Genomic DNA, 23049 nt, shown 5'->3' on the forward strand with positions numbered 1-23049 from the left:
TCCGTTCGGTCTTTTTCGTTTTCTGGGCTTCAGTTCAAAATTTATTTGAAGCTTCAGGTTGCGTTTATCTGATATATATTAGCAAAAACAGTTAAAGACGTACGTGCCCCGGCGCGCATCCTTTGTTTTATTATTGTTGCACAACCGGTGGGTGTTTTGCAATGCACAAGACTACTTGACTATTTGTGCGTTGCAGCTACCCTGCCGCCATCCCACAGCCCAACGGAGGACGGTCATGTTCAACTTTGACGACGCAAACAAGAAGAGCAAGGAAGCCGTTGATACGGCGCTGAGAACCTATTCGGATACGACCAGGGGCTTTCAGGCGATCGCTGCCGAAGCAGCGGATTATTCGAAGAAATCCTTTCAGGACGCGGTGACGCATTTCGAAACGCTGGCTGGCGTCAAGAGCTTCGAGGCGGCTTTCGAACTTCAGACCAACTACGTCAAGTCCTATTTCGAAGGTCTCGTTTCCGAGACGACGAAGCTCAGCGAGATGTATGCCGATCTCGCCAAATCCGCTTACAAGCCCTATGAAGCGCCGATCGCCGCTGCCGTCGCCAAGACCAGCCGGCAGGCGCAGCCTTCCACACCAGCCGCTGCATGAATTGATTGCGACGGCGCAACCTGCGCTACATATTGAAAATTATGGACCGGCTACGCATCTGTAGCCGGTCTTTTTGTTTCCACTTTATGCTGCAGTACCTCCGTGGGATTGGCCGGGGACTTTTTTGGTCTTTCCCGTGCATGCCGGCCATTTCTTGATTGCAGTGACTGACAGGGGGCTTAAAATCGGCCTATTATGAACTAAGTTAGTGTTTCAGATATTCGGCGGGAAAAGCACCCTCCCATGCTCCGCCGGATTGCTTGAGGAATGAATGACAATGATCGCAAAGCCGATCCGGATGCAGAACGACAGCGATAGGAACGGGGAGAACGGAAATCGAACCTCGGTCATCACACGCACCAAGCCGAAGACCAAGAAGCCCAATCTCTACCGCGTGCTGCTTTTGAATGACGACTACACGCCCATGGAATTCGTCATCCATATTCTGGAGCGTTTTTTTCAAAAGGATCGTGAAAGTGCCACCCGCATCATGCTCCATGTCCATAACCACGGCGTCGGCGAATGCGGAATATTCACATACGAGGTGGCGGAAACGAAGGTCAGCCAGGTGATGGACTTCGCCCGGCAGCACCAGCATCCGCTGCAATGCGTCATGGAAAAGAAGTGAGGATCTGAACGTGCCAACATTTTCGCCTAGTTTAGAGAAGGCGCTCCATCAGGCACTGACCTTTGCCAACGAGCGGCACCACGAATATGCGACGCTCGAGCATCTGCTGCTCGCCCTGATCGACGATGCCGATGCGGCCGCGGTCATGGGCGCCTGCAATGTCGATCTCGACGCGCTGCGCAAGACGCTCGTCGAATATGTCGATAACGAACTCTCCAATCTGATCACCGGATATGACGAGGATTCAAAGCCGACATCCGGCTTCCAGCGTGTCATCCAGCGCGCCGTGATCCATGTGCAATCGTCCGGCCGCGAGGAAGTGACCGGCGCCAACGTGCTCGTCGCGATCTTTGCCGAGCGCGAAAGCCATGCCGCTTATTTCCTGCAGGAGCAGGAGATGACCCGCTACGACGCCGTCAACTATATCTCCCACGGCATCGGCAAGCGCCCGGGTGCTTCGGAAGCGCGGCCCCCGCGCGGCGCCGAGGAGGAAGCCGAGAGCAGCAAGCCGACGGCGCGCGGCGGCGAGGAAGAGGGCGGCCCGAAGAAGCAGCAGGATGCGCTCAAGGCCTATTGCGTCAACCTCAACGAGAAGGCCAAGGGCGGCAAGATCGACCCGCTGATCGGCCGTCACGCCGAGGTGAGCCGCACCATCCAGATCCTGTGCCGCCGTTCGAAGAACAATCCGCTCTATGTCGGCGATCCCGGCGTCGGCAAGACGGCGATCGCCGAGGGCCTGGCCAAGCGCATCGTCGAAGGCAAGGTTCCCGAAGCGCTCGCCGATGCGACGATCTTCTCGCTCGACATGGGCACGCTGCTTGCCGGCACGCGCTACCGCGGCGATTTCGAGGAGCGCCTGAAGCAGGTCGTCAAGGAACTGGAGGAATATCCGGGCGCCGTGCTGTTCATCGACGAGATCCACACGGTGATCGGCGCCGGTGCCACCTCGGGCGGCGCGATGGATGCATCGAACCTCTTGAAGCCGGCCCTGTCGTCGGGCGCGATCCGGTGCATCGGGTCGACCACCTACAAGGAGTATCGCCAGTTCTTTGAAAAGGACCGGGCGCTGGTTCGCCGATTCCAGAAGATCGACGTCAGCGAACCGTCGATCGATGACGCGATCGAGATCATGAAGGGCCTCAAGCCCTATTTCGAAGAATATCACCACCTGCGTTATTCCAACGATGCCATCAAGTCGGCCGTCGAACTCTCGGCCCGCTATATCTCCGACCGCAAGCTGCCGGACAAGGCGATCGACGTGATCGACGAGACGGGTGCTGCCCAGATGCTGCTCCCGCCCTCGAAGCGCCGCAAGCTGATCACCGAAAAGGAGATCGAGGCGACGGTCGCCACGATGGCGCGCATTCCGCCGAAGACCGTCTCCAAGGATGACGAAGCGGTGCTTGCCAATCTAGAGCAGGAACTGCGCTCGGTCGTCTATGGCCAGGATATCGCCATCGAAGCGCTTTCGACCTCGATCAAGCTGGCGCGTGCCGGCCTTCGCGAGCCGAACAAGCCGATCGGCGCCTATGTCTTCTCCGGTCCGACCGGCGTCGGCAAGACCGAGGTGGCAAAGCAGCTGGCATCGTCGCTCGGCGTCGAGCTTCTGCGCTTCGACATGTCGGAATATATGGAGCGGCACACGGTGTCGCGCCTGCTCGGCGCACCTCCCGGCTATGTCGGCTTCGACCAGGGCGGTCTGTTGACCGATGGCGTCGACCAGCACCCGCATTGCGTGGTCCTGCTCGATGAAATCGAGAAGGCGCATCCCGACATCTACAATATCCTGCTGCAGGTCATGGACCACGGCACGCTGACCGACCATAACGGCAAGAAGATCGACTTCCGCAACGTCATCCTGATCATGACGACGAATGCGGGCGCGTCCGAAATGGCCAAGGCGGCGATCGGCTTTGGCTCGTCTAAGCGCACTGGCGAGGACGAGGAGGCGCTGACCCGCCTGTTCACACCGGAGTTCCGCAACCGTCTCGACGCGATCATTCCTTTCGCGGCACTCCCGACGGCCGTCATTCACAAGGTCGTGCAGAAGTTCATCATGCAGTTGGAGGCCCAGCTTTCCGAAAGGAACGTCACCTTCGACCTGCATGAGGACGCGATCGCCTGGCTGTCGGAAAAGGGTTACGACGAGAAGATGGGCGCCCGCCCGCTGGCCCGCGTGATCCAGGACACCATCAAGAAGCCGCTTGCCAACGAAATCCTCTTCGGCAAGCTGAAGAAGGGCGGCGTCGTCAACGTCACAGTCGGCCCGAAGGAAGACGGCAAGCCCGGCATCGTGCTGGAGGCCATCCCGGATACGGCGCCGATCAAGCCGAAGCCGGAAGCCGAGGTCGTCCATCCCGACGCCGACGACCAGGGCGACGGCGAGCTGAAGACCAAGGCGGCGCCCAAGACTCGCGCCAAGACGGTCCCGCAGGCCGAGCCCGAGGTTCGCGACGCCCCGAAGAAGGGCAGCACGGTTCCGAAGGTTCCGCGCAAGAAGTGAGCTTTCCTCGTTGAATTGAAAAAGGCCGCGTCATCGCGGCCTTTTTCCGTTTCTGCTCTTTCCGTAGCCTCTGTCTCGCTTCGGGATCAATGTCAGGCCAGTGCCGCCCGGATCTTTTCTGCATGAGCGGCAAGCACGGCGCCATCTTCCATCTTGCCGGAGTGCGGCTTGAGTGCGGCGCCCTCGTGGCGCGGGATGACGTGGAAATGCAGATGAAAGACCGTCTGCCCGGCGGCCGGTTCGTTGAACTGGGCGACGAACACGCCGTCGGCGTCGAAGACGTCCTTAACTGCATTGGCAATCTTCTGGACGACGGTAATCGCATGGGTGAGGGTGGCTGGATCGGCATCGAGAATATTGCGCGACGCCGCCTTCGGCACGACGAGCACATGGCCCGGCGCTTGCGGCATCACATCCATGAAGGCGACGGTATGCTGATCCTCGTAGATACGGTGCGAGGGAATTTCGCCGCGCAGGATCTTGGCGAAGATATTGTTGTCGTCATAGGCGCTGGTCATCGCGAAATCTCCTCATTTCCTCTTGATCGGGTAACGCCGCCGGCAGGGCGGCGTCAATCCTCCTGCTGGCGCTCGCCCTTGCGGAACGGGCTGTGCTCGCTCAGCAGCTCGCTCATCTGTTCCACATCGGCGCGCTCGCGGGCGAGATAGTCGCCGATCGCCCGGCGAAGCCCGGCATGGGCGACATAATGGGCCGAATGCGTCGTCACCGGCAGGTAGCCGCGGGCGAGCTTGTGTTCGCCTTGAGCACCGGCCTCGACCCGCTTCAACCCTTTCGATAGGGCAAAGTCGATCGCCTGATGATAACAGACCTCGAAATGCAGGAAGGGATGATCCTCGACGCAGCCCCAGTGACGGCCATAGAGCGTATCGCCGCCGATGAAGTTGATGGCGCCGGCGATATAGTGTCCGTCACGCTTGGCCATGACAAGCAGGATGTCGTCGGCCATGCGCTCGCCGATCAGCGAGTAGAACTTGCGGGTGAGGTAGGGCCGGCCCCATTTGCGCCCACCGGTATCCATGTAGAACTTGAAGAACTGGTCCCAGATGCGTTCCGTCAGGTCACGGCCGGTCAGCCATTCGATGCTGATGCCGTTTTCGAGCGCGGCGCGCCGCTCCTTGCGCAATGCCTTGCGTTTGCGCGACGCGAGCGTTTCGAGAAATGCCTCATGATTGGCATAGCCGTCATTGATGAAATGGAACTGCTGGTCGGTGCGGTGCAGATAGCCGTCCATCTCGAAGACGCCGATCTCCTCATCGGGCACGAAGGTGACATGGGCAGACGAGATGCCGAGTCGGCGCACGACCTCCTTCAGGCTTTCGGCGATCGCGCTCTGGATCGGCAGCCGCTGCAGTCCCTCGGCGACGAGAAGACGAGGCCCCGTCGCCGGGGTGAAGGGGATCGAGCATTGGAGTTTGGGATAATACCGCCCCCCCGCCCGCTCGAACGCATCGGCCCAGCCATGGTCGAAGACATATTCGCCCTGGCTGTGGCTCTTGAGGTAGCCGGGCAGCGCGCCGATCAGTTCGCCGCGCTCGGTCTCGAGCAGCAGGTGGTGGCCGAGCCAGCCGGTCTCGGCGCTGGCCGAACCGGACTCTTCCAGCGAAGACAAAAAGGCGTGCGAGACGAAGGGGTTATAGGCAAGCGTCGGGCAAGTCTTCGATGCCCCGGAAAGCCTGGACCAGCTCTCCGGGGAAATCGCGGTGAAGGAGCGTTCTACGCGAATGGATAGTTCATCGGTCATGGGGCAGATGCGAAGCCTGTGGTAGGATGATCTCGGCTCTGCCTCAGTCTGCGCATGATCTTGGCCAAAAAGCGAGCGTCAAACCGCCACACGCGGGTCGAAGCCCTCGAAGGTCATCTGGTCCGCGTTGGCGAAGGTGAGCCGGCGCGCTTCTTCGTCGCGCACCGTCCAGGTGATGACGGGGATGCCCTTCTCACGTTCGCCTGTGATGAAGGCGTTCGGCAGGTCGTCATAATAATAGGAGATGAAATCGAGACCGATCTCCATCGCCTTCGCATGCGTCGCAAACTCCTCCGGTGTGTTGCCGTTGGCGGTAAGACCAAGCGGGTAGGGGGCGTCAAGCGCCTTCAGATCGCGCAGCAGCCAGTGGTCGAAGCTCATCAGCGCCACCTTGCCCTGATAATCCTGAAGCACTTCGAGCACGGCTTCTGCAAATCCCTCGTCATCGGCCTCGCGGCCCTTCAGCTCCAGCACCAGCGGCACCTTGCCCTGGACGAGATCGAGAAGCTGGCGGAGCGTCGGCACCTTGTCTCCAGTGCCGCCGACGACGATCAGTCCGAGCTCACGGGAGGTGCGCTCGCGGATGTCGCCCGGAAGATTGCAGAGCCGCTGCAGGTCCTCGTCGTGAAAGACGACCGGCACGCCGTCGGAGGCGTAATGCAGGTCGCATTCGATCGCAAAGCCCGCTTCGACGGCACGTGAAAAGGCCGAAAGCGTGTTTTCCCAGACGAGCTTATTGAGGTCGTGATAGCCGCGATGGGCGACGGGCACGTCCCGAATCCAGGCCGCATTGGTCATTCCGCGATTTCCATGATAGCATCGATCTCGACGGCGGCGTTCAGCGGCAGGGCGGCCATGCCGACGGCGGCACGAGCATGTTTGCCGGCCTCGCCGAGCACGCCGGCAATCAGGTTCGAAGCGCCGTTGATGACGAGATGCTGCTCGACGAAGTCGGGCGCCGAGGCGACAAAGCCGTTCAGCTTGACGACGCGCCGGATGCGGCCGAGATCGCCGCCAAGTGCTGCCTTCGCCTGGGCTAGGATGTTGATGGCGCAGAGCTCGGCGCCGCGCTGGCCGCTCGCAACGTCCACGGTCTTGCCGAGATGGCCGGAGACGGCGATCTTGCCGCCTTCGAGCGGCAGCTGGCCGGAGATGTAGAGGAGATTGCCGCTGATGACGTAAGGAACGTAATTTGCAGCAGGCGCTGCGGCTTCGGGCAGGGTTATCCCCATCTCAGTCAGGCGCTTTGCAATTTCATCCGACATTTTCGTCTCCGCTTTTGTTGTCAATTCTTCAAAAATTATGCATCAAGACTAGAATCTTTAATATGACAGGTTCGAGCCTCGATTTGGCCGAAAGCGTTCTTATAACATCGCGACCGAGTCCAACAGGAGTTAATGAATGTTCCGATCAGGTCTTGTCGCTCTGCTTTTCGCCAGCGTTTCCGCCAATGCATGGGCGGCCGCGCCCGCGGTAAGCGCTGCGATCGCGACCGGCCTCGTCGCACATCGCGCGGTCTACGATCTGGAACTGAAGGACGCCTCTGACCGCTCCGGCATTGCCGGCATGTACGGTCGCATGGTCTATGAGTTCGACGGCAGCTATTGCCAGGGCTTCACCACCAACTTCCGCTTCGTGACGCAGATCGACACCGGCGACAGCGTCCGCGTCAGCGACCAGCAGACGAAGACCTTCGAGAATCTCAAGGACGGCAAGTTCACCTTCGACACCAAATCCTTCACCGACCAACAGCTCGACAAAGAGGTCAACGGTGCGGCTCAGGATCAGCCGGACGGGGTCAAGGTCGATCTCAAGCAACCGTCGAGCCGCGAACTGCAGCTTGCCGAAAGCCGGTTCCCGACCGAACATATGCTCGACGTGATCCAGAACGCAAAGGACGGCAAGCGCTTCTTCGAGGCCCGCGTCTTCGACGGCTCGGATGACGGCGACAAGTCGCTGGTGACGACGACGATCGTTGGCAAACAGGAGACGCCGGTTGCCGAGGAGGCAGATTCCGGCAATGCCGGCGCTTTCTCCAAGACGGCCTTCTGGCCGGTGACGATCGCCTATTTCAACGAGAATGCAAAATCCGACGCTCTGCCGGTCTACCGTATGTCGTTCAAGCTCTATGAGAACGGCATCACGCGCGACCTGACCATGGATTACGGCGATTTCGTTCTGACCGGCAAGCTCGCAAAGCTCGAGCTGCTCGACCGCAAGGCCGAGGTTTGCAAGTAAGCCTGCAAAGCTTTTCCAACTGTCATAAAACTGTATCATAAAGTTCATTATTGTGCGGCGACCAGCGTCTTCCGTCGTCCTGCTTTTCGGGTCGGTGTGATCCTAGCGGCCAGTCCATCGTGACAAGGCCTGCTTATTGCGAAGATGGGTCTCCAGGCGATTACCTGTCGCAAGCCTGGAAAGCCCGCCTCGCTGATCGTCGTCGACGAGAACGCCGATCGGCTGATCGAGGCGCTGGTGAGCCCGAAGCTGCAGGAACTGGCCTGGACGAGGCACGGCTTCCGCGGTCCGCCAGGAGCCGCCGCCGGCACCGCCGACAGCGCAATCGGCAGCCTGCTGCCGGCCGAGGTCGATGCCGTCCTGCCGATGCCGGACGCCGAGCTGATGCTGTCGCTGCTGACGATGCTGGCAAGCTGAGCGGACGCATGCGAAGGGCGGGGCAGCGGCTGAATTTCTCGGCATAAACCTTGTTTGTCTGCCGATTGGAATGTTTTCCTTGCTTTTATGCCGGACGGAATGTATGGGCAGCGGCATTCCACACGTAAGGCATGGGATTGTCCGGGAGAAATCCGGATCGTTCCGCCCGGTGGCATTCTCGAAGAGGATGCTGTTCGCCTTGCGGAGGTTCAACCGGAAAAGGATACAAAGGCATGGCATTGCCCGATTTCTCTATGCGCCAGCTTCTCGAAGCAGGCGTCCACTTCGGTCACCAGACGCACCGCTGGAACCCGAAGATGAAGCCGTACATCTTCGGCGATCGTAACAACATCCACATCATCGACCTGGCTCAGACCGTTCCGATGCTGTCGCGCGCCCTGCAGGTCGTCAGCGATACCGTTGCCCGCGGCGGCCGCGTTCTCTTCGTCGGCACCAAGCGCCAGGCGTCCGAGATCATCGCCGACAGCGCCAAGCGTTCGGCCCAGTACTACGTCAACTCGCGCTGGCTCGGCGGCATGATGACGAACTGGAAGACGATTTCCAACTCGATCCAGCGCCTGCGCAAGCTCGATGAGATCCTCAACGGCGAAGCCCAGGGCTTCACCAAGAAGGAACGCCTGAACCTCGAGCGCGAGCGTGAAAAGCTCGACAAGGCTCTCGGCGGTATCCGCGATATGGGCGGCACTCCGGACCTGATGTTCATCATCGACACCAACAAGGAAAAGATCGCGATCGACGAAGCCAAGCGCCTCGGCATCCCGGTCGTTGCCATCATCGACTCGAACTGCGACCCGGACCTGATCGACTATCCGATCCCGGGCAACGACGACGCATCGCGCGCCATCGCTCTTTACTGCGAGCTGATCTCCCGCGCGGCCATCGACGGCATTGCGCGTCAGCAGAGCTCTTCCGGCCGCGATCTCGGCGCATCCTCCGAAGTTCCGGTCGAGCCGGCTCTCGAAGAAGCAGCCGAAGGCTGATGAAAGCTGGCGGATCGAAAGGTCCGCCAAAGCTTGCATGACTGGGAAAGGCCGCTCGCGACTCATCGAAGTTCGGCGGCCTTGCCTGTTTCAGGGCGAGGGCATCAGGCTCTTTGCCAGATAAGTTTCGTTATGACGCGTCTTCATCACGCTGTCATACATACAGGTACATTTCGTGCCTCAATCCGGTGCCGCGCCGCGCTTTGCGGCCCACCGTATGAACCGACAAGAGGAAGCTAATGAGCGAGATTACGGCTGCAATGGTGAAGGAACTGCGCGAAAAGACCGGCGCAGGCATGATGGATTGCAAGAAGGCTCTTGCTGAAACCGGCGGCGACATGGAAGCGGCGATCGACTGGCTGCGCGCCAAGGGCATCGCCAAGGCCGACAAGAAGTCGGGCCGCACCGCTGCCGAAGGCCTCATCGGTGTTTCGAGCCAGGGCACCAAGGCCGTTGTGGTCGAAGTCAATTCCGAAACCGACTTCGTCGCCCGTAACGATGCCTTCCAGGATCTGGTCCGCGGCATCGCCAAGGTTGCCGTCTCCACAAACGGCACCGTCGAGGCCGTTGCGGCTGCGACCTACCCGGCATCCGGCAAGTCCGTTTCCGACACGATCAAGGACGCGATCGCAACGATCGGCGAGAACATGAACCTGCGCCGCTCGGTCGCGCTCTCCGTCGAGGACGGTGTCGTCGCCACCTATATCCACAATGCTGTTTCCGACGGCCTCGGCAAGCTCGGCGTTCTCGTCGCGCTGAAGTCGACCGGCGACAAGGAAGCCCTGAACGCAATCGGCCGCCAGGTCGCCATGCATATCGCTGCGACCGCACCGCTGGCGATCCGCCCCGAGGAAGTCGATGCCGCCGTCGCCGAGCGCGAGCGTAACGTCTTCATCGAGCAGTCGCGCGCTTCCGGCAAGCCGGACAACATCATCGAGAAGATGGTCGATGGCCGCATGCGCAAATTCTTCGAGGAAGTCGCCCTTCTCTCGCAGGCTTTCGTCATCAATCCGGATCTGACCGTCGCAGCCGCCGTCAAGGAAGCTGAAAAGGCCGTCGGCGCGCCGATCGAAGTTGCCGGCATGGCCCGCCTTCTGCTCGGCGAAGGCGTCGAGAAGGAAGAAACCGATTTCGCAGCCGAAGTTGCGGCTGCCGTCAAGGGTTGATCTTCCAGCCATAATTGGGAAAACAACAGGGGCATCGCGTGACAACGCGGTGCCCTTCGTGTATCGGGCATTCACGGCAATTTACGAGGAGCCAAGATGTCTTTAGAGCCTGTCTATAAACGCGTTCTACTCAAGGCTTCCGGCGAAGCGCTCATGGGTAGCCAGGGTTTCGGGATCGATGTTGCGGTGGCGGACCGCATTGCATCCGATATCGCCGAAGCAAGGCATATGGGCGTGGAAGTCGGCGTCGTCGTCGGTGGCGGCAATATTTTCCGCGGTGTCGCGGTCGCGTCCAAGGGCGGTGACCGGGTCACCGGCGACCACATGGGCATGCTCGGCACCATCATCAATGCGCTCGCGCTGGCGACCTCGCTGCGCAAGCTCAACATCGATACCGTGGTGCTTTCGGCCATCTCCATGCCTGAGATCTGCGAGAGCTTTTCGCAGCGCGCGACCCTCTATCACCTGTCGATGGGACGTGTGGTGATCTTTGCCGGCGGCACCGGCAACCCCTTCTTCACCACCGATTCGGCCGCAGCGCTGCGCGCCGCCGAAATGGGCGCGCAAGCGATTTTCAAGGGCACGCAGGTCGACGGCATCTATACCGCCGACCCGAAGAAATATCCCGATGCGACCCGGCTTGACCGCCTGACGCACCAGGAAGTGCTGGACAGGGGGCTTGCGGTGATGGACGTTGCCGCCGTGGCGCTCGCCCGGGAGAATTCCATTCCGATCATCGTCTTCTCGATCCACGAGAAAGGCGGTTTTGCTGAAATCCTGACGGGCGGTGGCCTCAAGACCATCGTCTCCGACAACTGATATAGACTGCGCCGCCTTTGTCAGGCGCAGCCATCGCGACGCGCTTTATACGGGAGCATCGACATGAGTGAAGGTATCGACATCAAGGAACTGAAGCGCCGCATGGACGGCGCGGTTTCCGCATTCAAGAGCGACATCGCATCGCTGCGCACCGGCCGCGCTTCGGCCAACATCCTCGATCCGGTCACGATCGAGGCCTATGGTTCGCGCATGCCGCTGAACCAGGTCGCCAACATCACCGTGCCCGAGCCGCGCATGCTGTCGGTTTCCGTCTGGGACAAGTCGATGGTCAGCGCCGTCGAGCGCGGCATTCGCGAATCCAATCTCGGCCTCAACCCGATCGTCGACGGCCAGAACCTGCGCATTCCGCTGCCCGAACTGAACGAGGAGCGCCGCAAGTCGCTCGTCAAGGTGGCTCATGATTACGCCGAAAAGAGCAAGGTCGCGATTCGCCATGTACGCCGTGACGGCATGGACGGCCTTAAGAAGGCCGAAAAGGATGGCGTAATCGGCCAGGACGAGGGCAGGGCGCAGTCGGAACGTGTACAGAAGATGACCGACGAGACGATTTCCGAAATCGACCGCTTGCTTGGCGAGAAGGAAAAGGAAATCATGCAGGTCTAGTGGATCTGTGCCTTTGCCTGGAAAGACCGGACGGGAAATGTCGGAATCTGTATTTGTGACTGTGCCAGAGCATGTTGCCATCATCATGGACGGCAATGGCCGTTGGGCCAAGCAGCGCGGCCTGCCGCGTACGATGGGCCATCGGAAGGGCGTCGAGGCGGTCCGCGAGACAGTGCGCGCCGCCGGCGCGGCCGGCATAAAATATCTGACCCTCTTTGCCTTCTCCTCGGAGAACTGGCGCAGGCCGGAGGCCGAGGTCTCCGACCTGCTTGGTCTGCTCAAGGCTTTCATCCGCCGTGACCTTGCCGAGCTTCATCGCCAGAATGTGCGGATCAAGGTGATTGGCGACCGCCACAGCCTGCGCAACGACATTCTCGGCCTGCTGCTCGAGGCGGAGGAAACGACCAAGGACAATACGGCGCTGACGCTGGTCATCGCTTTCAATTACGGCTCGCGCGACGAGATCTCGCGGGCTGTGGTCAGCCTGGCGAGAGACGTCGAGGCCGGCCGCCTGAGGGCGCAGGATATCACGCCATCGCTGATCAACGCCCGTCTCGATACGGCCGGTATCCCCGATCCGGACCTCATCATCCGCACCAGCGGCGAGGAGCGGCTTTCCAACTTCCTCCTCTGGCAGGCCGCCTATTCGGAATTCATCTTCGTTCCGGAGTATTGGCCGGATTTCAGCCCCGAGATCTTCCGCTCGGCGCTGGAGAAATTCGCCTCCCGCGACCGGCGCTTCGGCGGCCTGTCGTCGCAGGCAGCCGCGGTCGGCACCTGATGCAGCAGGAATTGAAGCTTCGCATCGTTTCAGGCCTGATTCTTGCGGTGATCGTTCTTGCCGCCACATGGTACGGCGGGTTTGCCTTCCGCATCCTGGCGGCCGTGATCGGCCTGCTGATCTATTATGAATGGTCGACAATAACCGGCGTCGCGCGTGATTGGGTCGCCAATGCCGTCGGCTGGATCGGCCAGGCGGCGATTGCTTTCCTCGTGCTTGTCGGCAATTTCGAATTCGCCGCCGGTATGCTGGCCGGCGTCACCGCCGTCGGCATAGCGCTGATCATCCTGCACGGCACCAGCCGATGGTTGCCCGTGGGCCTGTTTTATGCCGGTGCCACGGGCCTCGCGCTCGCCGCGATCAGAAGCGATGACCGGCCCGGCCTTTATGCCATGCTCTTCGTCTTTGCCGTCGTCTGGGCAACCGACATCCTTGCTTATTTCGTCGGCAGGGCGCTTGGCGGGCCGAAGCTTGCCCCTTCGATCTCGCCTGGAAAGACATGGTCGGGGGCAATCGGCGGTGCCGTTTCGGCGGTCGTAGCCGGCGTCGTTCTTATCCACTTTCTCCTTCCAGGCACGGTAATCATCGCTGCCGTCGCAGCCCTCGTTCTCTCGGTTTGCAGCCAGTCGGGAGATCTGTTCGAATCGTTCATCAAGCGGAAATTCGGCGTCAAGGATTCAAGCCGTCTCATTCCTGGTCATGGCGGCGTCATGGACCGTGTCGACGGACTGATTTTCGCCTGTTTTTCGGCGTTCTTGCTAGCTGGATTATTTTCCCTGATAAAGGGGACTGCGATGACGTCGCTCGGCGCGGCCTTGTTCGGCCTTTGATGACGCGGCAGCCTGACGGAAGGAACTGATAGAAGTGATGGCCGATATATACGCATTCCTGATGGGGAATATCGTCACCTTCATCCTCGTGCTCTCGCTGCTCGTCTTCGTGCACGAGATGGGCCACTACCTCGTCGGACGCTGGAGCGGCATCCGCATCCTTGCCTTCTCAGTCGGTTTCGGTCCGGAGATATTCGGCTTCACCGACCGCCATGGAACGCGTTGGAAGATCTCGGTGATCCCGCTTGGCGGTTACGTCCGTTTCTTCGGAGACGAGGACGCCTCGAGCAAGCCCGACAGCGACAAGATCGCGGCCATGTCCGAAGAGGACAGGGCGCGCTCCTTTGCCGGAGCAAAATTGTGGAAACGTGCAGCAACGGTCGCAGCTGGCCCGATCGCCAATTTCCTGCTGGCCATCGCTATTTTCACCCTTCTTTTCTCGGTCTACGGCCGCTCGGTCGCCGATCCCGTCGTTTCCGAAGTTAAGCCGGAGGGCGTGGCGGCTGCCGCCGGCATCCTCCCCGGCGATCTGCTGGTCGCCATCGACGGCGGCAAGGTCGAGACCTTCGACGATGTGCGCCGCTATGTCGCCATCCGCCCGAGTCAGGAGATCGTCGTCACCATCGAGCGCGGCGGCCAGAAGCTGGATTTGCCGATGGTGCCGCAGCGCGTCGACATGACCGACCAGTTCGGCAACAAGATCGAGGTCGGCCAGATCGGCATCGTGACCAGCAAGGAGGTCGGCAATTTCCGCCTGCAGACCTACACACCGCTCCAGGCGCTGCGCGAAAGTGTGATCGAGACCCGGGATATCGTCACCGGCACCTTCAAATATATCGGCAATATTTTCCGCGGAACGATGCGGGCCGATCAACTAGGCGGCCCGATCCGTGTGGCGCAAGCTTCGGGCCAGATGGCGAAGCTTGGAATAGGGGCAGTGTTGCAGCTTGCTGCCATGCTTTCAGTTTCGATAGGATTGCTTAACCTGATGCCGGTTCCGGTACTTGATGGCGGCCACCTGATGTTCTATGCGGTGGAAGCGGTCAGAGGAAAACCGCTGGGCGCCAAGACCCAGGAAATCGCATTTCGCATTGGCTTGGCCATGATACTGACATTGATGGTTTTCACGACCTGGAACGACATTGGCGCGAGCTAAGGGTAAACGCGCGAAGCAGGGGAATTACTATTTATTTACGATGTTTCAAGGCTGTAGTGGCGAATGGGTCACGCTTCGAAATGAAGTAAACAGAAATTAACGACCTCCCTTGCTTGTATGTCAAAAGCGGGTAAAACGACACACGTGACCGGAATCGGGTTTTCCTGAGGCCGGGGACGAGGGAAAAAAAGGTAATAGGTGAAATGAAGGCTGGTTCAAAGTTTTTGAACGCAGTATCGGCGGTTGCGCTGTCTGCTAGTGTTGTTGCTTCGGGCGCAGGTGCTTTGACGTTCGTTTCCGCTACCGCCGCCGAGGCCGCGGTCATCCAGCGCATTGATGTGCGCGGCGCAAGCCGCGTCGGCGCGGAAGCGGTCCGGTCGAACCTCACCATCGCTCCCGGAAAGAGCTTTTCGAACACCGATATCGATGAATCGGTCAAGCAGCTCTACGGGACGGGTTACTTCTCCGACGTGAAGATCTCAGTCTCCGGAAGCACGCTTGTCGTCAACGTCCAGGAAGCCCAGCTCGTCAACCAGGTCGTCTTCAACGGAAATCGCAAGATCAAGGATGACAAGCTCGCGACCATCGTCCAGACGCATGCCGCAGGCCCCTACAGCGACACCCAGATCCAGTCCGACATCCAGTCGATCAAAGAAGCTTACGCCGCCACCGGCCGCAGCGAAGTCGAAGTCACGACGCAGGTGGTGCCGCTCGGCGAAGGCCGCGTGAACCTTGCCTTCGTCATCAACGAAGGCGATCGCACCAAGATCGATTCGATCAATTTCGTCGGCAACAATGCCTACAGCGCCGGCCGCCTGGCTGCTGTCATCAACACCAAGCGTTCGAACTTCCTGTCGTTCCTGACCCGCAAGGACGTCTATAACGAAGACAAGCTGCATGCCGACGAAGAAGCGCTGCGCCAGTTCTATTACAATCGCGGCTATGCCGACATGCGCATCGTCTCTTCCGATGCCACCTTCGACGATGCGACCAACAAATACACGCTCACCTTCAACATCGAGGAAGGCCAGCGTTACGACTTCGGGCCGGTGACCGTCCAGTCGACCGTCGAAGGCGTCGGTTCCGAGCAGTTGCAGCCGCTCGTGCGCACCCATGAAGGTCATGTCTACAACGCCAAGGAAGTGCAGAAGTCGATCGAGGCGATCTCCGATCAGGTCGCGTCTGCCGGTTATCCTTTTGCGCGCGTCACGCCGCGCGGTAACCGCGACCTCAACAACAATACGATCGGTGTCGAATATCTGGTCGACCAGGGCGAGCGCGCCTATGTCGAGCGTATCGAAATCCGCGGCAACAGCCGCACGCGCGACTACGTCATCCGCCGCGAATTCGATATGAGCGAAGGCGACGCCTTCAACCAGCAGATGATCACCAAGGCCAAGCGCCGCCTCGAAGCGCTCGGTTACTTCTCGTCCGTCAACATTTCAACCCAGCCGGGCAGCTCGCCGGATCGTGTCGTGGTGGTCGTCGACGTGCAGGATCAGTCGACAGGTTCGTTCGGTGTCGGCGCCGGTTATGCCGCCGGCGGTGACGGCCTGCTGCTTGAAGCGTCCATCGAAGAAAAGAACTTCCTCGGCCGCGGTCAGTATATCCGCATCTCGGCCGGCGGCGGTCAGGAAGGTTCGCGCGCCTACGGCGTCAGCTTCACCGAGCCCTATTTCCTCGGTTATCGTCTGGCCGCAGGCTTCGACGTCAACCACAGCGAGACGTCGAGCAACGACAACTACGACTATGAGGAAACCAGCGTCGTTCTGCGCGTCACCGCGCCGATCACCGAAGACCTGGCGACGACTTTCCGCTATAACTACAAGCAGATGAAGTATGACGCGGACAGCAGCGATCTTTCCGATCTGTCAGCTCCGTATCAGCACCTCGTTGAAGACAGCCCGTGGACGCGCTCTTCGATCTCGCAGACGCTGACCTATAACACGCTTGATGACACCGTCCTGCCACGTGAAGGCATCTATGCGACGGCGACGCAGGAACTGGCTGGCCTCGGCGGCGACTCGCAGTTCTATAAGATCTACGGCAAGGCCCGTTATTACCGTCTGCTCGCTGACGATGCCGATATCATCGGCTCGGTTTCTGCTTCGGCGGGTTATGTCATCGGCCTCGGCGACCATCTGAATGTCTTCGATCAGTTCACCCTGACCAACGGCGATATTCGTGGCTTTGAAAACAAGGGCATCGGCCCGCGCGTTTCCGGCACCAACGATGATCCTCTGGGTGGTACGACGTATTTCACCGCATCGGCCGAAGCGACCTTCCCGATGCCGGGCTTCCCGCGTGACTTTAACCTGCGCGGCGCGGTCTTCGCCGATGCCGGCACGCTGTTCGGCAATGACGTTGACCTGAGGGGCGACGGCATTGATGGTGAAGACGCCTCTCTGCGCGCTTCCGTCGGCGTCGGTGTCGTCTGGCAGTCTCCCTTCGGTTCATTACGCCTGGATTACGCGATCCCGGTTCTCAAGGAAGACTTCGACAAGACGCAGAACTTCAAGTTTGGCATCAACAACCAATTCTGATATCGGCAGTCCGGAACTGTAAGACTCAATTCCGTTCTGGAGCATTGCCGATGGAGCAAAACGTTTTTTTTCTGCCCCATGAAGGTCTGAAGCTCGCTGAGCTGGCAGAGTTTCTTGGGGCGGAACTTCCCAATTCCGACCATGCCGACATCGTCGTCCGATCCGTGGCCCCAATCAACCGGGCGCGGGCGGGTGATGTCTGTTATATCCTGTCGCGTCGCAGCCGCGATGAGCTGGCGACATGCGAAGCCTCGGCGGTGATCTGCGACAAGGCGCTGGCCGATCTCGTCCCCCCGCATATCCCCATCATCCTGTCGTCCAATCCGCACGCGGCCTTTGCGATGGCAGGCGGACTGTTTTACCCGGCAGCATTGCGTCCGGTCGCCATTTCGCCGGGTGAAAGCGAGATTGCGCCGAGCGCGGTGATCGATCCGAGCGCCAGGCTGGAAAAAGGTGTGATCGTCGAGCCCCTGGCGGTTATCGGCGCGCATGCCGAAATCGGCGAAGGCACGCGCATCGGCGCCCACAGTGTCATAGGCCCGAATGTCAAGATCGGCCGCGATTGTTCGATTGCAGCCGGCGCCAGCATTCTCTGCGCGCTGATCGGCAACGGCGTCATCATCCATAACGGCGTCCGCATCGGTCAGGATGGTTTCGGCTATGCGCCCGGTCCGCGCGGCATGATCAAGATCGTCCAGATCGGCCGGGTGATCATCCAGGACAACGTCGAGATCGGGGCCAATACCACGATCGACCGCGGCGCCATGGACGATACGGTGATCGGTGAGGGGACCAAGATCGACAACCAGGTCCAGATCGGCCACAACGTCCAGATGGGCCGCCATTGCGCCATTGTCGCGCAGGTCGGCATCGCGGGCAGCACGAAGATCGGCAATGGCGTGCAGATCGGCGGCCAGGCCGGCATCAAGGGGCATGTAACGATCGGCGACGGCGTGCAGATCGCGGCCAAAAGCGGTATCATGACCGATCTTGCCGCCGGCGGGCAATATGGCGGTGTACCGGCCCGTCCGCTAAAAGACTATCTGAGAGAGGCCGCACAACAAGTGTCGAAGTCCAAGTTGCGCGGTCGGAACCCTGGAGGCAAGGAAAATGACTGAAGAAGCCACGACAACGCTTTCTTCGGCGGACATCATCGAGATCATGAAGCTGCTGCCGCATCGTTACCCCTTCCTCATGGTCGACAAGATCATCCAGATCGACGGCGACAACTCGGCGATCGGCATCAAGAATGTCACGGTGAACGAACCGCATTTTACCGGCCATTTTCCGGAAGCTCCGATCATGCCGGGCGTGCTTTTGATCGAGGGCATGGCGCAGACCGCGGGTGCGATCTGTGCCAAGAAGGAAGGCCAGCCCGGCAACCTCGTCTACTTCATGACCATCGAGAATGCCCGTTTCCGCAAGCCTGTCGTTCCTGGAGACCGCGTCGAATTCCATGTCGCCAAGCACAAGCAGCGCGGCAATATCTGGAAATTCCATTGCGACGCCAAGGTTGACGGCGCCCTGGTCGCCGAAGCCGATATCGGCGCAATGATCGTTCGTAAGGAACAGGCATGAGCACTATTGCCGAAAGCGCCCGCATTCATCCGATGGCTGTCGTCGAAGACGGGGCTGTGATCGGTGAGGGCGTCAAGATCGGTCCCTTCTGCCATGTCGGGCCGCACGTCGTCCTGCATGAAAATGTCGAGCTCTTGTCGCATGCTATTGTCACCGGCCGCACCGTGATCGGCAAGGGCACGCGCATCTTTCCGATGGCCGTCATCGGCGGCGATCCGCAGAGCGTGCATCACGGCGGCGAGGAGACGACGCTTTCGGTTGGCGCCAACTGCACGATGCGCGAAGGTGTGACGATGAACACCGGCACGGCCGATTTCGGCGGCCAGACGATCGTCGGCGACAACAACCTCTTCCTTGCCAATTCCCATGTCGCGCATGACTGCAAGGTCGGCAATCACGTGATCATGTCGAACAATGTCATGCTCGCCGGCCATGTCGTCATCGAGGATCGCGTCATTCTGGGCGGCGGCTCGGCCGTTCACCAATTCACCCGTGTCGGCCGTCAGGCCTTCGTCGGCGGGCTTTCGGCAGTGAGTTACGATGTCATTCCCTACGGTATGCTGAACGGCAATCCCGGTCTGCTGAGCGGCCTGAATGTCGTCGGCATGACCCGCGCCGGCGTCGACCGCGCCGTCATCCACAGGGTACGCCGCGCCTATAAGTCGATCTTCGAAGGAACGGGCTCCGTCCGCGAAAACGCCGCCGCCATCCGCGACGAATATGCCGATTGCGAGCAGGCGGTCCAGATCCTCGATTTCATCGCCGCCGACAGCGATCGCGCTCTGTCCTCGCCGACCCGGGGGCAGAAGGGCTGATCCGTGGCTTTATCAGGCGACACCGCTGCGGGCCGGCTGGCGATCATTGCCGGCGGCGGTCTTCTGCCTTCTTATGTCGCCGAAGCCGCGCGTGCGGCGGGTGAAAATCCCGTCATCGTCGCCCTGAAGGATGAAAGCGACCGGCGCTGGGAAGACTATGATCACGCCGTCATCGGCATCGGCGATTTCGCAGCTCTTGATGGGTTGCTCAGCCGTTATGGTGTCGGCCGTGTCGTGATGTCGGGCAGCGTCGCCCGCCGACCGGAATGGCGCGAGGTGCGTCCGACACTGCGCATTCTGATGAAAGTGCCGGCCGCCATCCGCACACTGCTCTCCGGCGGCGACGACACGGTTCTGCAGATGGTGATCCGGCTGATTGAGGGGAACGGCCGCCGGGTTGTCGGCGCCCATGAAATTGCTCCGGATCTGCTTGCCTCTGTTGGTGCGCTTGGCGCGACGACGCCTAGTGAGGAAGACCGGCGCGATATCCGCCGCGCCGCCGAAGCCGCGGACATGCTCGGTCGGCTGGATGTCGGGCAGGGTGCTATCAGCATCGGCGGCCGTGTCGTGGCACTCGAGGGGCTCGAGGGTACGGATGAGATGCTGGACCGTGTCGCGGGTCTCAGAGCCGCCGGGCGCATCTCGCCGCGGCGCCGCGGCGCGCTCGTCAAGCTCTGCAAGCCGCAGCAGGATATCCGCGCCGACCTGCCGGCGATCGGCGTTTCCACGATCCTGAACGCAAAAAAAGCCGGTCTCGGCGGCATCGCGGTAGAGGCCGGCCGCTCGCTGGTGCTCGATCGCGCCGCCGTCATCAAGGCCGCCGATGAGGCAGGGCTTTTCGTCTGCGGCATCGATCGCGGGCTGCCGGCATGGGGGCTCGAATGAACGGGGCGCCGCTGAAGATCGCCGTCATTGCCGGCGAGGTATCGGGTGATCTGCTCGGCGCCGATCTCGTCGCCGCCCTGAAGCGGGTCCACACCGGGCCGGTGGAACTTGTCGGCGTCGGCGGCGAGGGGCTGCAGGCCGAGGGCTTGCGATCCCTGTTCGATTTCTCCGAGTTGTCGATCATGGGCATCACCCAGGTGCTGAGCCGGCTGCCGAAGCTGTATACGCTGATCCGCCAGACGACCGCTGCCATCGTCGCTGCAAGGCCCGACATTCTCCTCATCATCGACAGCCCGGATTTCACCCATCGCGTCGCAAAGCGCGTCCGCACCGCGCTGCCCGATCTGCCTGTCGTCAATTACGTCTGTCCGAGCGTCTGGGCCTGGAAAGAATATCGCGCCACGCGCATGCTCGCCTATGTCGATCATGTGCTCGCCGTCCTGCCCTTCGAACCGGCGGCGATGCAGCGCCTTGGCGGGCCGGCAACCACCTATGTCGGCCATCGCCTGACCGCCGACCCGGCGCTCTTGGAGACCCGGCGCCGGCGCGCCGACAGGCAGCCCGGCAACGACGCGATCCTGCTTCTGCCCGGCTCACGCTCCTCGGAAATCCAGAAGCTCCTGCCCCATTTCGAGGTGGCGGCAAGCGAACTTGTCGCCCGCAATGGGCCGACGCGCTTTGTTCTGCCGACGGTGACGCACAGGCAAGCGCTTGTCCGCCAACTGACGGCGGGATGGGCGGTCAAGCCGGAGATCGTTGTCGGCGCTGAAGCTAAATGGAAGGCATTCGCTGAAGCCGATGCGGCGATGGCGGCATCGGGAACCGTCATTCTTGAACTGGCGCTTGCCGATGTTCCTGTCGTCTCCGCCTACAAGGTCGACTGGATCATGCGTCTGCTGACGTCAAGCATCAAGACTTGGACTGGCGCACTGCCGAACCTGATTGCCGATTACGCCGTCGTCCCGGAATATCTGAACGACGTCGTTCGCGGGGCAAGCCTCGCCCGCTGGATGGAAAGGCTGTCGGCTGACACCTACCAGCTTAAGGCGATGAAGGAAGGCTATGATCTCATCTGGCAGCGCATGCAGACGGAAAAACCACCAGGCGAACATGCCGCCGAAATCCTGCTCGACGTGCTGGACAAGAAAAAACCCGGTCGTCTCTGACCGGGTTTTCTCCTTTTCGGGCCGATATGTTGGCCGAAGCGATCAGCGCTTCGAAACCGGGATGTAGTCGCGCTTCGGTTCGCCGACATAGAGCTGGCGCGGGCGGCCGATGCGCTGCTCCGGATCCTCGATCATCTCGTTCCACTGGGCGATCCAGCCGACGGTGCGGGCAAGCGCGAAGAGCACGGTGAACATGGTCGTGGGGAAGCCCAGCGCCTTCAGCGTGATGCCGGAATAGAAGTCGATGTTCGGATAGAGCTTCTTTTCGATGAAATATTCGTCGGTGAGCGCGATGCGCTCCAGCTCCATCGCCACCTCGAGCAACGGATCATCCTTGATGCCGAGTTCGCCGAGCACTTCATGCGTCGTCTTCTGCATGATCTTGGCACGCGGATCGTAGTTCTTGTAGACGCGGTGACCGAAGCCCATCAGGCGGAACGGATCGTTCTTGTCCTTGGCGCGGGCAATATATTCCGGAATGTGGTCGACCGAGCCGATCTCATTCAGCATGTTGAGCGCTGCTTCGTTGGCGCCGCCATGGGCCGGGCCCCAGAGGCAGGCGATGCCGGCCGCGATGCAGGCGAACGGGTTGGCGCCCGACGAGCCGGCGAGACGGACGGTCGAGGTCGAGGCGTTCTGTTCATGATCGGCATGCAGGATGAAGATGCGGTCCATGGCGCGGGCGAGCACCGGATTGACCACGTATTCTTCGCAAGGCACAGCAAAGCACATGCGCAGGAAGTTAGAGGCGTAGTCGAGATCGTTCTTCGGATAAACGAAAGGCTGGCCGATATGGTACTTGTAGGCCATCGCGGCAAGCGTCGGCATCTTGGCGATCATACGCAGGCTGGCGACCATGCGCTGGTGCGGATCGGTGATGTCGGTGGAGTCGTGATAGAAAGCCGACAGGGCGCCGACGCAGCCGCACATGACGGCCATCGGATGCGCATCGCGGCGGAAGCCGGTGAAGAAGCGGCTCATCTGCTCGTGCACCATGGTATGGTGCGTAACGCGATAATCGAAATCCTTCTTCTGCGCGGTGGTCGGCAGTTCACCGTAGAGAAGCAGGTAGCACACTTCGAGGAAGTCGCCATGCTCGGCCAGCTGCTCGATCGGATAGCCGCGGTGCAGCAGCACACCTTCGTCGCCGTCGATGTAGGTGATCTTGGATTCACAAGATGCGGTCGAGGTAAAACCCGGATCGTAAGTGAAGGAAGCGGTGTTCTTATAGAGAGCACCGATATCGATGACGCTCGGGCCGATCGTGCCGCTCTTGACGGCTAGGTCGACAGATTTGTCACCGATTTTTATTGTAGCGCTTTGATCCGTCATACTGATCCTCCGAAATGGCGGTGGCGCCATAAAAGCGCCATAGGGGTTAAGCGTCCTCACCGATAGCTATATGATCGCGAAGCTAATGCCAAGTTACCGTGACGGCATTTTGTGCATTGCGGCATCACCTTTTAGGCACTGCAGCGATGAGCTGCGCGCATACCGGAAGCCAATGATTCGACTGCTCTTTTGGCGGTG

22 protein-coding genes and 1 pseudogene are annotated in these 23049 nt (G+C 60.6%); 18 read left to right on the plus strand and 5 right to left on the minus strand.

Going from position 1 to position 23049, the window contains the following annotated elements; translation table 11 throughout:
• Window positions 1-235: 235 nt before the first annotated feature.
• From OS035_RS19230 to clpA, 3 genes are all read left to right on the plus strand, one after another.
• A complete protein-coding gene (locus OS035_RS19230) occupies window positions 236-607 on the plus strand; it encodes a phasin family protein (RefSeq protein ID WP_097625351.1) in 372 nt (123 codons plus the stop codon).
• Window positions 608-884: 277 nt separating this feature from the next.
• Complete coding sequence (gene clpS, locus OS035_RS19235) at window positions 885-1235, plus strand: ATP-dependent Clp protease adapter ClpS (protein ID WP_003586692.1); 351 nt, start codon at window positions 885-887, stop codon at window positions 1233-1235.
• 10 nt (window positions 1236-1245) lie between these two features.
• On the plus strand, window positions 1246-3738 hold the full coding sequence (gene clpA, locus OS035_RS19240; RefSeq protein WP_012557540.1) for an ATP-dependent Clp protease ATP-binding subunit ClpA: 2493 nt from the start codon (window positions 1246-1248) through the stop codon (window positions 3736-3738).
• 92 nt (window positions 3739-3830) lie between these two features.
• Here clpA and OS035_RS19245 read toward each other — a convergent pair whose 3' ends face one another.
• The 4 genes from OS035_RS19245 to OS035_RS19260 form a co-directional block, all read right to left on the minus strand.
• Window positions 3831-4256: an HIT family protein gene (locus OS035_RS19245; protein WP_097625352.1), complete on the minus strand. Its 426-nt coding sequence runs from the start codon at window positions 4254-4256 to the stop codon at window positions 3831-3833.
• Window positions 4257-4309: 53 nt separating this feature from the next.
• A complete protein-coding gene (locus tag OS035_RS19250; RefSeq protein WP_183777729.1) occupies window positions 4310-5500 on the minus strand; it encodes a GNAT family N-acetyltransferase in 1191 nt (396 codons plus the stop codon).
• A 78-nt stretch (window positions 5501-5578) separates the two neighbouring features.
• Window positions 5579-6298, minus strand: a complete 720-nt coding sequence (locus OS035_RS19255) for a glycerophosphodiester phosphodiesterase (protein WP_183777728.1) — start codon at window positions 6296-6298, stop codon at window positions 5579-5581.
• Window positions 6295-6765 (minus strand): RidA family protein, encoded by a 471-nt coding sequence (locus OS035_RS19260; protein WP_183777727.1) that lies wholly within the window; start codon window positions 6763-6765, stop codon window positions 6295-6297. The genes OS035_RS19255 and OS035_RS19260 overlap by 4 nt, the downstream gene beginning before the upstream one ends.
• Before the next feature lie 136 nt (window positions 6766-6901).
• On the opposite strand from OS035_RS19260, the gene OS035_RS19265 reads away from it, so the two are divergent.
• The 15 genes and pseudogenes from OS035_RS19265 to lpxB all read left to right on the plus strand — a co-directional run bounded on the left by OS035_RS19265 (window position 6902) and on the right by lpxB (window position 21519).
• On the plus strand, window positions 6902-7738 hold the full coding sequence (locus OS035_RS19265; protein WP_097625355.1) for a cell envelope integrity EipB family protein: 837 nt from the start codon (window positions 6902-6904) through the stop codon (window positions 7736-7738).
• Window positions 7739-7930: 192 nt separating this feature from the next.
• A pseudogene (locus OS035_RS19270) lies at window positions 7931-8155 on the plus strand (hypothetical protein); the annotation flags it as partial.
• Between the two features lie 233 nt (window positions 8156-8388).
• On the plus strand, window positions 8389-9156 hold the full coding sequence (gene rpsB / locus OS035_RS19275; RefSeq protein WP_003573382.1) for a 30S ribosomal protein S2: 768 nt from the start codon (window positions 8389-8391) through the stop codon (window positions 9154-9156).
• Between the two features lie 239 nt (window positions 9157-9395).
• Entirely contained in the window at window positions 9396-10322 is a 927-nt protein-coding gene (tsf, locus tag OS035_RS19280; RefSeq protein ID WP_097625356.1) for a translation elongation factor Ts, read from the plus strand.
• A gap of 96 nt (window positions 10323-10418) precedes the next feature.
• Window positions 10419-11141 (plus strand): UMP kinase, encoded by a 723-nt coding sequence (pyrH, locus tag OS035_RS19285; protein WP_003573378.1) that lies wholly within the window; start codon window positions 10419-10421, stop codon window positions 11139-11141.
• Between the two features lie 63 nt (window positions 11142-11204).
• Window positions 11205-11765 (plus strand): ribosome recycling factor, encoded by a 561-nt coding sequence (gene frr, locus OS035_RS19290; RefSeq protein ID WP_097625357.1) that lies wholly within the window; start codon window positions 11205-11207, stop codon window positions 11763-11765.
• A gap of 37 nt (window positions 11766-11802) precedes the next feature.
• Entirely contained in the window at window positions 11803-12546 is a 744-nt protein-coding gene (locus OS035_RS19295) for an isoprenyl transferase (RefSeq protein WP_003586675.1), read from the plus strand.
• Entirely contained in the window at window positions 12546-13376 is an 831-nt protein-coding gene (locus OS035_RS19300) for a phosphatidate cytidylyltransferase (protein WP_183777726.1), read from the plus strand. Before OS035_RS19295 ends, OS035_RS19300 begins: the two co-directional genes overlap by 1 nt.
• Window positions 13377-13413: 37 nt before the next feature.
• Complete coding sequence (gene rseP / locus OS035_RS19305) at window positions 13414-14532, plus strand: RIP metalloprotease RseP (RefSeq protein WP_097625358.1); 1119 nt, start codon at window positions 13414-13416, stop codon at window positions 14530-14532.
• A 203-nt stretch (window positions 14533-14735) separates the two neighbouring features.
• Window positions 14736-17075, plus strand: coding sequence for an outer membrane protein assembly factor BamA (bamA, locus tag OS035_RS19310; RefSeq protein WP_003586671.1), 2340 nt, complete (start codon window positions 14736-14738; stop codon window positions 17073-17075).
• A 50-nt stretch (window positions 17076-17125) separates the two neighbouring features.
• On the plus strand, window positions 17126-18193 hold the full coding sequence (gene lpxD, locus OS035_RS19315) for a UDP-3-O-(3-hydroxymyristoyl)glucosamine N-acyltransferase (protein WP_097625359.1): 1068 nt from the start codon (window positions 17126-17128) through the stop codon (window positions 18191-18193).
• Complete coding sequence (gene fabZ / locus OS035_RS19320) at window positions 18186-18653, plus strand: 3-hydroxyacyl-ACP dehydratase FabZ (protein ID WP_097625360.1); 468 nt, start codon at window positions 18186-18188, stop codon at window positions 18651-18653. The genes lpxD and fabZ overlap by 8 nt, the downstream gene beginning before the upstream one ends.
• The gene (lpxA, locus tag OS035_RS19325; protein WP_003586666.1) at window positions 18650-19468 is read left to right on the plus strand and encodes an acyl-ACP--UDP-N-acetylglucosamine O-acyltransferase; all 819 of its coding nucleotides are present in this window, start codon (window positions 18650-18652) and stop codon (window positions 19466-19468) included. The genes fabZ and lpxA overlap by 4 nt, the downstream gene beginning before the upstream one ends.
• 3 nt (window positions 19469-19471) lie before the next feature.
• Window positions 19472-20353, plus strand: a complete 882-nt coding sequence (locus OS035_RS19330; RefSeq protein ID WP_097625362.1) for an LpxI family protein — start codon at window positions 19472-19474, stop codon at window positions 20351-20353.
• The gene (gene lpxB, locus OS035_RS19335; protein WP_183777725.1) at window positions 20350-21519 is read left to right on the plus strand and encodes a lipid-A-disaccharide synthase; all 1170 of its coding nucleotides are present in this window, start codon (window positions 20350-20352) and stop codon (window positions 21517-21519) included. The genes OS035_RS19330 and lpxB overlap by 4 nt, the downstream gene beginning before the upstream one ends.
• A 42-nt stretch (window positions 21520-21561) precedes the next feature.
• Here lpxB and gltA read toward each other — a convergent pair whose 3' ends face one another.
• The gene (gene gltA, locus OS035_RS19340; protein WP_049735207.1) at window positions 21562-22851 is read right to left on the minus strand and encodes a citrate synthase; all 1290 of its coding nucleotides are present in this window, start codon (window positions 22849-22851) and stop codon (window positions 21562-21564) included.
• Window positions 22852-23049 lie beyond the last annotated feature (198 nt).

The organism is Rhizobium sp. 268 (assembly GCF_036571585.1).
Classification (GTDB): domain Bacteria; phylum Pseudomonadota; class Alphaproteobacteria; order Rhizobiales; family Rhizobiaceae; genus Rhizobium; species Rhizobium redzepovicii.